Raw genomic sequence first — 11,400 nt, forward strand, 5'->3', positions numbered from 1 at the left:
GAGCGGTGGCCGGGGCGGATGGGGGAATACTGGAACAAGGGCGGGGAAAACGGCCAGTGCGGTCGCCCGCTCCGTGGCGGCCGGTTCGCCGCACCGGACAGGAAGGGTGACATGACGACCGTCGGATTCCTCTACCCGGGCCACTTCGCGGAAGACGACTACCCGCGCATGGAGATCCTGCTCGACAGCACCATCAGACTCGTCGTCCGGCACACGGAGAGCCCCGACGACGCCTACCGCGAGGACGCCCTGCGCGAGCTGGGCGCCCCGGGCCGGCTCGCCGCCGGTGTCGAGGAGCTCCAGCGCTCCGGGGTCCAGTCCGTCGTCTGGGCCTGCGACGCCGGCAGTTTCCTGTACGGCCCGCAAGGCGCCCACGACCAGGCCATGGCCGTGGCGCGGGCGGCGGGCGTCCCCGCCTCCAGCACCTCCGTCGGCTTCGTCCACGCCGTACGGAAGCTGGGTGCCAACCGGGTCGCGGTCGCCGCGACCTACCCCGAGGGCATCGCCGCGCACTTCACCGCGTTCCTCCGGGCCGCGGGCATGGAAGTGGTCGCCACCCACGCGGCGGGCGTGGCCGGCGCGGCCGAGGCCGCGGCCTGGGGGTTCGACCAGGTGAAGGAGCTGGCCGTCGCGGCGGACCGCCCCGAGGCGGACGCCGTCCTGCTGCCGGACACGGCCCTGCACACCGTCGCCCACCTCGCCGAACTGGAGGAGTTCCTCGGCAAACCCGTCCTCACCGCGAACCAGGTGGCCGCCCGGGAGGCCCTGCGGCTGGCCGACCGCCCCGCCTGGGCGCCCCGGCTCGGCACCCTCTTCGAGGCCCGCGAATCACCTCCGGCCCCGGTGGAGTGGGGGAGTGGACGGTCCTACGCGCACGGCAACCGGTCGTGACGGAGGGCCCGCCCGGGAATAAGCGGAGTCAACCTCCTGTTGGGGTGCTGCGGACCGAAGGACAGTTGAGCACCACCGGAGAGGCCAGGACGTGGACGAGATTCGAGGCGACGAGATCCGTGGCAAGGCGGAGGGAACGGCACCCGTGCCCCTCTCCGTCCTTGATCTCGTGACCGTGGGCCAGGGCCGCACCGCGACCCAGGCCCTGCGTACCGGTGTCGAGATCGCACAGCTCGCCGAGCGCCGCGGCTTCCACCGCTACTGGGTCGCCGAGCACCACTCCATGCCCGGCGTCGCCTCCTCGTCGCCGGCCGTGATCCTGGCTCACACCGCCGCCCATACCGAGCGCATCCGCCTCGGCTCCGGCGGCGTCATGCTGCCCAACCACGCCCCGCTCGTCATCGCCGAACAGTTCGGCACCCTGGAGGCCATGGCCCCGGGCCGCGTCGACCTCGGCCTCGGCCGCGCCCCCGGCACGGACGGCGCCACCGCCGCAGCCCTGCGCCGCACCGAGCGGCTGAACGAGGGTGCCGACGACTTCCCGCAGCAGCTCATGGAGCTCACCCGCTTCCTGGACGACGACTTCCCCGACGGCCACCCGTACGCCCGCATCCACGCTGTCCCCGGACCCGTCCAGGCCACCTCCGAAGGCGGCGTCCAGTCCCCGGGCCGCCCGCCGCTGTGGCTGCTCGGCTCCTCCGGTTTCAGCGCCCGGCTGGCCGGCATGCTCGGCCTGCCCTTCGCGTTCGCCCACCACTTCTCGGCCCAGAACACCATTCCGGCCCTGGAGCTGTACCGGGAGTCCTTCAAGCCGTCCGCGGTGCTGGACGCCCCGTACGCCCTGATCGGCGTCGCCGCCCTGGCCGCCGACGACGAGCGCGAGGCTCGCCGTCAGGTCCTGACCGGAGCCCTGTCGATGCTCCGCCTGCGCTCCGGCCGCCCCGGCCTGGTCCCGACGCCCGAGGAGGCGGAGGCCTACGCCTTCAGCCCGATGGAGCGGGAGTTCGTCGACAGCTGGCTCGTCAACATCGTCCACGGCACCGCGGACGAGGTCCGCACCGGCCTCGACGACCTGGCCAAGCGCACCGGCGCCGACGAACTGATGATCACCGCCAATGCCCATGGCGGCGAGGCGCGCCTGCGCAGCTACGGCCTCATCGCGGACGCGTACGGCCTGCCGGGGGCCTGATCATGGTCGTCACGTCGCCGAAGCCGGTCCGCTGCTCGGCGCTCAGGCCTTAAGGGCCCGGGCGCCGAGCAGCTCCGTGATGCGTTCCGGGGCGACCGCGCGGGAGTAGAGCCAGCCCTGTCCGGTGTCGCAGCCGATCCGCCGCAGCCGCTCCGCCTGTCCGGCCGTCTCCACGCACTCCGCGGTGACGGTCAGGCCCAGCCGGTGGGCCAGCTGGACCATGGCCTCGACGATGGTCTCGTCGGCGGGGCTGGGATGCGTGCCGTCCTCGTACCGGAAACTGCGGACGAAGGCGCCGTCCAGCTTCAGTACGGAGACCGGCAGGCGGCTCAGATAGGCGAGGTTGGAATAGCCGGTTCCGAAGTCGTCGATGGCGATCCGTACCCCCATGTCGCTGAGCGACTGCAGGGCCTGCAACGGCCGGCCCGCCGATCCCATCACCGCGGACTCGGTCAGCTCCAGTTGCAGCAGCGCCGGGTCCAGACCGGTCTCCGCGAGGATCTCCGCGACATCGGTGACCAGGTCGGAGTCCCAGACCTGACGGACGGCGACGTTGACGCTGATGAACAGCGGCGGCTCGTCCGGGTGGTCGAGCTGCCACTGCCTGGCCTGTCGGCAGGCCGCCCGCAGCACCCACCGGCCGAGTTGCACGATCGAGCCGTCCTCCTCGGCGATCGCGACGAACCGATTCGGGGAGAGCAGGCCGAACTGCGGGTGGTTCCAGCGCACCAGCGCCTCCACACCCCGTACGACACCGTCGGCCAGGCAGACCAGTGGCTGGTACTCGATGGTGAACTCACCGCGTTCGACCGCCGGGCGGAGATTGGACGACAGGGCCTGGCGAGTCATCCGGTGGGCGTTGCGTTCGGGGTCGAAGAGGGTCCAGCGGGCCTTGCCGTCCGCCTTCGCCCAGTACAGCGTCGTGTCCGCCGCCTGCATCAGACCCGTGGCCGAGGTACCCGCGACGGGCCGTTCCACCACGCCGATCGACGCCGAGACCGAAAGCCGCTGACCTGCCAGGTCGAAGGGCTGCTGCAACGCGGCGAGCACCGTCCGGGCGAGTTCGGTCAGCTGCTGCGTACCGGTGGACTCCTCGACCAGGATCGCGAACTCGTCCCCGCCCAGACGCGCCACCAGATGGGCGCCGGTGGAGTGCGGGCCCTCCTGCTCGGCGCAGTCCGTGAGCCGGGCGGCCACGGCAGCCAGCAGCCGGTCCCCGATCCGGTGGCCCAGGGTGTCGTTGACGGCCTTGAAGCCGTCCAGGTCGAGGTAGCACAGCCCGATCCGGCCCCGCCCGGGCATGCTGTCGTCCTGGTACGGCGCCGTCTCCAGGACCGCCGAGAGCCGCTCGAAGAACAGCGTCCGGTTGGGCAGCCGGGTCACCGGGTCGTGCATCTGGAGGTGGCGCAGCCGCTTCTGGAGCTCGAGCCGGTCGCTGACGTCTGCGATGGAGAGCAGGACCTGGCCGGGTGCGGCCCCGTCCCCCTGCTCCGTCGCCGCGGCCATCGGCACGACGGTGATCTCCGCCCACAGCGAGCGCCCGTCGCGGTGCTTGAGCCGCCGCGTGCAGCGGAAGCGGGAGCGCCGGCCGTGCAGCACCTCGCGGTACGCGTGCCAGGTGCGGCCGTCCGCGGCGAGGTCGACCAGATCCGATGCGGACTGCGCGGTCAGCGCCGCCGCTCCGACACCCGTCAGTGCGGCCAGGGCCTCGTTGGCGGTGACGATCAGGCCCTCGTGGTCGACGACGGCCATCGGGAGCGTGGCGGCCCGGAACGCGGCCCGGTAGTCGTGCGGTTCGGAGAGGGCTCCGGCGGACGGCCACGCCTCGTCACGTTCCGTGACGGATGGAGGTGGGGAAGAGAGTGCTGTGCCCGCCGCGGGCCTGGGCCCTTCGGGGGTTCCGCTCACCGTTCGCTCCCGCCGTGCAGTTCTGTCCCGGACACCTCTGGTCGGACTGGCCCGCCGCGTGGAGCGCCGTCGTCAGAGGCGGAAACCGCGCAGGAAAGCGAGGTGAAGCATAGAGGCTGGCACCTCGGCCGTTCCAGCGCCCCGACGGTTACGGGTCCCGCGTCCGCTGCACTTGAGCCATTCGCGGGGTGATCCGGTTTGCCTGTGCCTGATTGTTTCTGCACGGCTTCGTTCCCTCCCGTCGCGTCAGTGATCGATTGTGACTGAGTGTGAGGGATGCGCGGGGTTCGGCCGCTGACCCGACTGGGGCAGCTCAACAGGACGTACCTCCCGAAACGCCAGAAGGTGGTCAGGAGGGTCCTGGAGCCCACACCCCGTACCCGGAGGTAGATGTGCCGCGTCAGCAAGGGCCCGGAGGGATGGAGAGGCCGAGTCCGCGCGCGGTGGCGGCCGGGCTGATCTCCCTCCTGGCGCTCGCCGCCACCTCTCTCGTCGCAGGACCCGCCGTGGCCGCCACCGGAGAGGCGACCCCCTGCGCGCTGCCCCGGACCGAGGCCCACCACTCGCTCGGCCTGGACGAATGGAATGGCGCCTATCCGCGCCCCGACCACACCCTCGACGCCGTCATGGTCTTCCTCTCGTTCCCCGACGCCCGGCCCGCCACCACCCCCGCCGAACTCGCCGCCGACCACTTCCCCGCCACCACCGACTTCTTCCGGCGCGCCTCGTACGGAAAGTTCAGCCTGCGCCCGCACCCCTTGCAGCACTGGATCCAGATGCCCAAGCCGTCCGTCTGGTACGGGATACAGCGCGACTGGGACGACGACCGGCGCAGCGCCTACCTGCGCGACGCGATCGACGCGGCCGACCCCGAGGTCGACTTCTCGGCATACGGCATCGTCTACCTCGTCGCCGACCCGGACGCCCCGGGCGTCGACTCCGACGCCACCAAGGTCGTCAACTTCGACCGGCCGCTGCACGCCGACGGTACGGACATCAGGCGTGTGGTCACCGTCTTCGAACAGCACCCGCCCGACCACAACGTCCTCGCCCACGAGACCGGACATGTCTTCGACCTGCCCGACCTCTACCACCGGCCCTCGGACGGCAAGGGGGACTGGGACACCTACGTCGGGGACTGGGACGTCATGGGCAGCCAGTTCGGCCTCGCACCGGACCTCTTCGGCTGGCACAAGTGGAAGCTGGGCTGGCTCGACGACCGGCAGGTCACCTGCATCCAGAGCAGCCGTGTCGTCACCCTGGAGCCGATGGCGGCCGTACCCGTGCCCGGTGAGTCCCTCGGGACCCGGCTCGCCGTGATCAGGACCGGCGAGGGCAGCGCCGTGGCGATCGAGGCCCGCAGCGCCACCGGCAACGACAGTGCGACGTGCACCGAAGGGGTGCTGCTCTACCGGATTCGCAACCGGACGCCGTCGGGCGGCGGACCGGTCGACGTCCTCGACACCCACCCCGAAACCGACGCCTGCTGGGACCGCTCGGTCTACCCACCGCTCGCGGACGCCCCGCTGAGGGTCGGCGAGACGTACTCCGTCCCCGGCGGACATGCCACGGTCGAGGTCGCCGACCGGACGCCGTCGGGCGCGTGGACGGTCCGGATCACCACGGGAACCTGAAGCGGTGGACCGCAACGAAGAAGCCCCCTCGCTCTCGCGAGGGGGCTTCTTCCGTCTGTGCGCCGCCAGGGACTCGAACCCCGGACCCGCTGATTAAGAGTCAGCTGCTCTAACCAACTGAGCTAGCGGCGCCTGCTGACGTCGTAGACATTAGCACCCTGATCCGGGGGAGGAAAAATCGAAATCCGGGGCGCCGGAGCGGGCACCGACCGCGCCACCCGGACACAGGCCCAGAGCAGGACGTCCGGCCCCGGGAGCCAGGGATTGCGCGTGTCGGGGGCGACCAGCCAACGGGGCCCGGCGAAGGCCGTCCCGCAGGTCAGGGGCGGGACCGTCACCGCGTCCCCGGCACCGTGACAGAGCAGCGGGGGCACCTTCGGGCCGCCGTCGTCCGGACCCGCCAGGTCCCGCCCGGACCGGTTACCAGGTCCGGATCCCCACTCCTCCCAGTCCAGCAACGACGGCAGTCGCTGGGCGGTGCCGGGGGAGGCGAACAGCAGCATCCGGCCGCGGTGCGTGGCGACGGGACCGGAGCCCGGGCCGTCGGCCCACAGATGCTCCAGCATCCGGCGCCCGAACAGCGTCGGCACGTTGACCACGTCGAACGCGGAACCGCACGGCAGGACCCCGGGCGCGGAGGGGTGCGACTCCCACTGGGCCAGGGTGCTGCGCGGATACGCCGCGGCTCCGGCCAGCCAGGCGGCGCCGGCCGCGGTCACCTGAGCCGTCTGGTTTCCGGCCTGCTTGCGCAGGACGGCGAAGATGTCGGCGTCTTCACCGGCGCGGTGGTGGGGCCCGTCGCCGTGATGCAGGGTCGTTTCGTCAGGCAGCCATGCGGTCATATGCACAGGTCTACCCGGAGTGATCACTCGGATTCCGAGAGTTGCCGGAAATCAGGACAGGTTGGGGTAGTGAGGAGTATCTTGCGCACCTGGCATATGCCAACGGTTGCACCCGGAGTCACCGCGGGGCCCGTCGCGTAGGCCGCCGCGGGCGGCAGGCCCTCGGCCGGTTCGGGCGGTAGGCCTTCGGCCGGTTCGGGCGGCAGATCCTCGGCCGGTTCGGGCGGCAGGCCTTCGGCCCGTCAGGAAGGCAGCCTCCTCGGCTCGTTCGAGCTTCAGGGCCGCGGGTCGTTCAGCAGGCTGCGGCCGAACTCGACCATCTTCGTCGCATAGTCCTCGGTCCACTCCGCCCGCTGCGCGATGTCCGCGGTCGTCAGCCGGTCGAACCGGCGGGGATCCGCCAACTGTGCCGCCGCGATCGCCTGGAACTCGACCGCCCGGTCCGTCGCGGCGCGGAAGGCCAGTGTCAGCTCGGTGGCGCGGCTCAGCAGCTCCTTCGGATCGTCCATCGACTCCAGGTCGAAGAAGTGCTCGGGATCGGCGACCGCCGCCGACGGCTCGAAGAGCAGGGGTGCGGGGCGCAGCCGCTGCTGCTCGTTCCGCTCGGGTTGTGCCATGTGGTTCTTCCTCCTCCGGTGGGCCCGACGGCCACCCTCCATTGTCCAGCCCGCCGCAAGGGCGCCCGGGGCGTGTTGCGGAAGTCCCGTTCGCCTCCACGCGCCCCCGCCGTCAACGTCCCGGGCGCACCCGGTGTTCCGTCGGCGCCGCATGACGTGGTCGGCATGTCCGGAGTGGATGCTTCCGGCCCGCTCTCACGCGAAATGGGGCGGGCCGGGGCGGTAGCGCTACGGGACGAAGACGAGGCGCTCACTGCTCTGCTCGCCCCATGCCTGTGCGATGTCGGCCAGCGGCACGGCCCGGGCTCGGATGTCGAGGGCGCCCTCGGTGACCGCCTCGGCCAGTTCCGGCAGCTCCGCGATGAAGTCGCGGGGCGAGACCGAGCCGATGCCGCTGCCCAGGATCTGCAGCTGCGCCGCACGCAGCGCCGTGGAGGGGACGGGGGCGGTCGGGCCGGCCATGGATCCGATCTGGATCCAGGTCAGGGGGGCGGAGCGATCGGCGCGGGCGGTGAGCATGGGGAGCATGGCGCCGGCGGCGGGCTCGCCCCACACGAAGTCGAGGACGACGTCCACGTCGGCAGCGACCCGGGCCTCGTCGAAGGTGATGGTCCGGTCCGCGCCGAGGGCCTCCAAGTCCTTGAAGCGGGTGGTGTCACGGCCTGCGGCGATGACCTGCGCGGCGCCGAACCGCTTCGCGATCTGGATCGCCATGCTTCCGGCGCTGCCGGTGGCGCCGAGGATGAGCACGCGCCCGCCTTCGCGGAACGCGATGCGCCGGCGCATCGCCACCCAGGAGGCCATGCCCGGATTCATCGCGGCGGCGATGCGGACCGGGTCGATGGTGTCCGGCAGCAGCACGCTGCGGCGGACGTCGATCACGGTGCGCTCCGCGAATGTGCCGAGATCCGTGTCGTCCAGGACCGCGTAGCGAAGGCGTCCCGAACCGTCGCGCACGACACCGTCGACGCCGGGCACGCGCGGGAAGGCGCCGGTGCTGGAGTAGTGCGTGCCGTTCGCCTTCGCCCGGGTGAGGTGGTGCAGGCCCGCGGCGAGCACCTCCACGACCATGTCGTGCTCGCCGGTGGCGACGGGATCGGGGTACTCGCCGTAGGCGGGCGGGGCGTCGAACGAGGTGATGACCGCAGCATGCATGAGGGGCTCCCACTCGGATTCGTTTGCATTGCCAAGTAAATCCAGAGTTGTTGGTAATGCAAACAATGTCAAGTAGGGTGGTGTGCATGACCACCGACGACTCCGCGGACGCCATGGTCGACGGACTCGTGCGCAGCGCGTTCCAGATCATGGGCGTGCTCACCCGTATCGGCGCCGAGCAGGACCTGTCCCTCACGCAGTTGCGGGTCCTCGGCATCGTCAGGGACCGGCGCCCTCGCATGAGCGACCTGGCGGCCTTCCTCGGGCTGGACAAGTCGACCCTCTCCGGCCTCATCGACCGCGCCGAGCGGCGAGGTCTCCTGACGCGCGCCGCCAACCCGGACGACAAACGGGTCGTCGACGTCGTCATCACCGACGCGGGCCGTGAACTCAGCGGGCGGGTGTATCAGGAGGTCAGGGATGCCCTGGCTCCGGCGACGGGCCGACTCGACGCGTCGCAGCGACGGCAGTTCGCCCAGCTGCTGGAATCCGTTCTGACCCCGCCTCTGCCGTCCGCCCTGCCTCGCCCCACCGGTCAGCGCTGAGCGGTCTTCGAGCCTGTCCGGCCGTCCTCCGTATGGACCTGGCACCGCGGACCTGGCACCGCGGGCTGCGGCGTGCGCACCCGGCGGCCACCCGTGCGCGCCGGCCACCGGCCCACGCGGGCGGCCGGCGCGGGTTTACGTGGTGGGTTTACGTGGTGGGCGGGTGGAGGGTGGTGATGCCCGTGAGGACCAGGTTGATGCCGGTGAGGAACTGTTCGCGGTCGTCGTGCTGGCGCATCTGGTCGGCGATGGCCCGGACGAACGGGTAGTCCTCGGGGTCGAGGTCCAGCCATGCCCGGGATGTGGTGTCGAGGAACTCGGCGCGGTCCGTTTCCGAGCCGGGGGCGTCGTCGTCGCCCGTGTCCAGGCGGCTCTGGGTGGTGGCGCCGAGGATGTAGTGGGCCAGCGTCGAAGTCGTGGCGAACCAGTCGCCTCGCGGTACACCCAGCGCGCGGACCTGCCGGCCGATGCTCTCGAAGATCCTCAGCGTGACCGGTCCCCGGGCCTTGCGGGTGAGCTGGGTGGCGAGCTGGCCTGCGAGCCAGGGGTGCTCGGTGACCGAGTCGAACAGGCCGAGCGCGATGCCGCGGATCTCGTCCTGGGGTGAGCCTGCCGGCCTGCCGGTCCCGCCGGCTTCGGCTTCGTCGGGCCGTGCGGCCAGGGCGGCGGCGACGACTGTGCCGGTCGCGGCGTCCAGGAGGTCGTCCATGGTGCCGATGTGCCAGTAGATCGCACCGGGTCCGGTGGCCAGGCGCTCGGTCAGTGCCCGGACCGTCAGAGCACCCGCTCCCGCCGCGTCCAGCAGTTCGACGGAGGTCCGGACGATCTGCTCCAGGGTGAGCGCCTGCCTGCGTCGCGGTGACTGACGTGTCCGTGTGGCCATCCACCCATTCTGTCATGTTGGAGCATCGATCCATTATGGAGCGCTGATCCATGATGGAGTACCGTTCCAGTATTGGAGCGACGCTCCAGACAGGGTGCCCGGGTCTCGTACGGCAGTCCTGCTTCGAGAAAGGTTCAACATGTTTGACGTGATGATCGTGGGTGCCGGACCGGTTGGGCTGTTCCTTGCCGGGGAGCTTGCGCTGGCGGACTGCTCGGTCCTGGTCCTGGAGCGGGACCCGGATCCGAGCTCACCGCTCAAGGCGCTCCCGCTGGGGTTGCGGGGCCTGAACGCCGGATCGGTCGAGGCGTTCCACCGCCGCGGGATGCTGGACGCACTGATGAAAGCCTCGGGCGCCGATCCCCGGGCGGTCGGTGCGGACCCCGGCGCGCAGGAAGCTCCGGCTCCTCGCGACGTGAGCCATTTCGCCGGCATAGGGCTCGACCCGGCCGACATCGATGCCGGCGCCGTCCCGTCCCGTCTGCCGGGCCCGGCGGTGGAGGGCTTCATGACGAGTCTCGAAGCCGTCGAGACGGTGCTGGCCGAGCGGGCGGCCGGGCTCGGCGTGCAGGTGGTGCGGGGCGTACCCGTCCAGGCCGTGACGCAGGACCGCGACACCGTCGTCGCACGAGCCGGCGGCCGTGACTACCGGGCGCGCTGGCTGGTGGGATGCGACGGCGGACGCAGCGCGGTGCGTGCGGCGGCGGGCTTCGACTTCGTCGGGACCGAGCCGCTGTTCACCGGCTACGTCGCCCGCGTCACCTTCGCCGACTCCCAGAAGCTGGACCTGGGCTTCAACCTGACGCCGACCGGCATGTACCTGCGCACGCCCTTCGAAGGGCACCTGGGAATGATGGACTTCGACGGGGGGACCTTCGACCGCTCGCAGCCACTGACCCGTGACCATCTCCAGAAGGTCCTGCGCCGCGTCTCCGGCACCGACGCGACACTGACCGAGGTCCATCTCGCCTCCAGTTTCACCGACCGCGCGATGCAGGCCACGACCTACCGGCAGGGCCGCACTCTGCTTGCCGGGGACGCGGCCCACATCCATTCGCCGCTCGGGGGCCAGGGACTCAACCTCGGCATCGGCGACGTCATGAACCTCGGCTGGAAACTCTCGGCCACCGTCCGCGGCGACGCCCCCGATGGCCTGCTCGACACCTACACCGCCGAACGCCACCCCGTCGGTGCGGCGATCCTCGACTGGTCGCGCGCCCAGGTGGCCACCATGAATCCGAGTCCCCACGCCCCGGCGCTGCGGCACATGGTCCGCGATCTGCTCGGCACCCGAGACGGGACCACCCATGTCTTCCGGAACACCGCAGGGCTGTCCCACCGTTACGACCTGGGCAGCGACGAGCCGCTGGTGGGCCGGACCGCCCCTGACTTCCGCTTCGACGACGGCAGCCACCTCGGCGACCTGCTGAGGGAAGGCCACGGCGTCGCGCTCGACTTCACCACCGACCACCGTCTGCACGACGCGGTGACGGACTGGAAGGGCCGGATCCGTTACGCGGCCGGGCCGGTCAGCAACGACCTGGGACTCGCTGCCCTGCTGATCCGGCCCGACGGCATCGTCGCCTGGGCCGAAGCCCACGACCCCGCCCCCGCACCTGCCCCCGCCCCCGAAGCATTCCGGCATGCCGCGACCCGCTGGTTCGGCAACCCGGCCACCTGATACGCGGAGTCCGATGACACACAGCGGGCGGACCAGCCTCCACCGCCCCGGGCCC

Annotated in this window: 10 protein-coding genes and 1 tRNA gene; 5 read left to right on the plus strand and 6 right to left on the minus strand. The window is 71.4% G+C overall.

Annotated elements, in window-relative coordinates; genetic code table 11:
• Nucleotides 1-111 precede the first annotated feature (111 nt).
• Nucleotides 112-891, plus strand: a complete 780-nt coding sequence (locus ACIOEW_RS01010; RefSeq protein WP_362543093.1) for a decarboxylase — start codon at nt 112-114, stop codon at nt 889-891.
• Between the two features lie 91 nt (nt 892-982).
• Complete coding sequence (locus ACIOEW_RS01015; RefSeq protein WP_326661931.1) at nt 983-2,080, plus strand: LLM class flavin-dependent oxidoreductase; 1,098 nt, start codon at nt 983-985, stop codon at nt 2,078-2,080.
• A 42-nt stretch (nt 2,081-2,122) separates the two neighbouring features.
• Here the strand turns inward: ACIOEW_RS01015 and ACIOEW_RS01020 are convergent, their stop codons facing one another.
• Nucleotides 2,123-3,988 (minus strand): putative bifunctional diguanylate cyclase/phosphodiesterase, encoded by a 1,866-nt coding sequence (locus tag ACIOEW_RS01020; protein ID WP_401960240.1) that lies wholly within the window; start codon nt 3,986-3,988, stop codon nt 2,123-2,125.
• Between the two features lie 419 nt (nt 3,989-4,407).
• Between ACIOEW_RS01020 and ACIOEW_RS01025 the strand changes: the two genes are divergently transcribed.
• Nucleotides 4,408-5,622: a M6 family metalloprotease domain-containing protein gene (locus tag ACIOEW_RS01025; protein WP_401960242.1), complete on the plus strand. Its 1,215-nt coding sequence runs from the start codon at nt 4,408-4,410 to the stop codon at nt 5,620-5,622.
• A 58-nt stretch (nt 5,623-5,680) separates the two neighbouring features.
• On the opposite strand, the gene ACIOEW_RS01030 is transcribed toward ACIOEW_RS01025, so the two are convergent.
• The 4 genes from ACIOEW_RS01030 to ACIOEW_RS01045 form a co-directional block, all read right to left on the minus strand.
• A tRNA-Lys gene (locus ACIOEW_RS01030) sits at nt 5,681-5,754 on the minus strand.
• Nucleotides 5,745-6,464, minus strand: a complete 720-nt coding sequence (locus ACIOEW_RS01035) for a bifunctional DNA primase/polymerase (RefSeq protein WP_401960244.1) — start codon at nt 6,462-6,464, stop codon at nt 5,745-5,747. The genes ACIOEW_RS01030 and ACIOEW_RS01035 overlap by 10 nt, the downstream gene beginning before the upstream one ends.
• A 275-nt stretch (nt 6,465-6,739) precedes the next feature.
• Complete coding sequence (locus tag ACIOEW_RS01040; protein ID WP_362543080.1) at nt 6,740-7,081, minus strand: hypothetical protein; 342 nt, start codon at nt 7,079-7,081, stop codon at nt 6,740-6,742.
• Nucleotides 7,082-7,309: 228 nt separating this feature from the next.
• Nucleotides 7,310-8,236: a zinc-binding alcohol dehydrogenase family protein gene (locus tag ACIOEW_RS01045; RefSeq protein WP_401960245.1), complete on the minus strand. Its 927-nt coding sequence runs from the start codon at nt 8,234-8,236 to the stop codon at nt 7,310-7,312.
• Nucleotides 8,237-8,322: 86 nt separating this feature from the next.
• On the opposite strand from ACIOEW_RS01045, the gene ACIOEW_RS01050 reads away from it, so the two are divergent.
• Complete coding sequence (locus tag ACIOEW_RS01050) at nt 8,323-8,781, plus strand: MarR family transcriptional regulator (RefSeq protein ID WP_362543075.1); 459 nt, start codon at nt 8,323-8,325, stop codon at nt 8,779-8,781.
• Between the two features lie 148 nt (nt 8,782-8,929).
• Here the strand turns inward: ACIOEW_RS01050 and ACIOEW_RS01055 are convergent, their stop codons facing one another.
• Nucleotides 8,930-9,664 (minus strand): TetR/AcrR family transcriptional regulator, encoded by a 735-nt coding sequence (locus ACIOEW_RS01055; protein WP_401960248.1) that lies wholly within the window; start codon nt 9,662-9,664, stop codon nt 8,930-8,932.
• Nucleotides 9,665-9,803: 139 nt separating this feature from the next.
• Between ACIOEW_RS01055 and ACIOEW_RS01060 the strand changes: the two genes are divergently transcribed.
• Entirely contained in the window at nt 9,804-11,345 is a 1,542-nt protein-coding gene (locus tag ACIOEW_RS01060) for an FAD-dependent monooxygenase (protein ID WP_401960250.1), read from the plus strand.
• Nucleotides 11,346-11,400: the final 55 nt, after the last annotated feature.

The organism is Streptomyces sp. NPDC087901, assembly GCF_044742205.1.
Classification (GTDB): Bacteria; Actinomycetota; Actinomycetes; order Streptomycetales; family Streptomycetaceae; genus Streptomyces.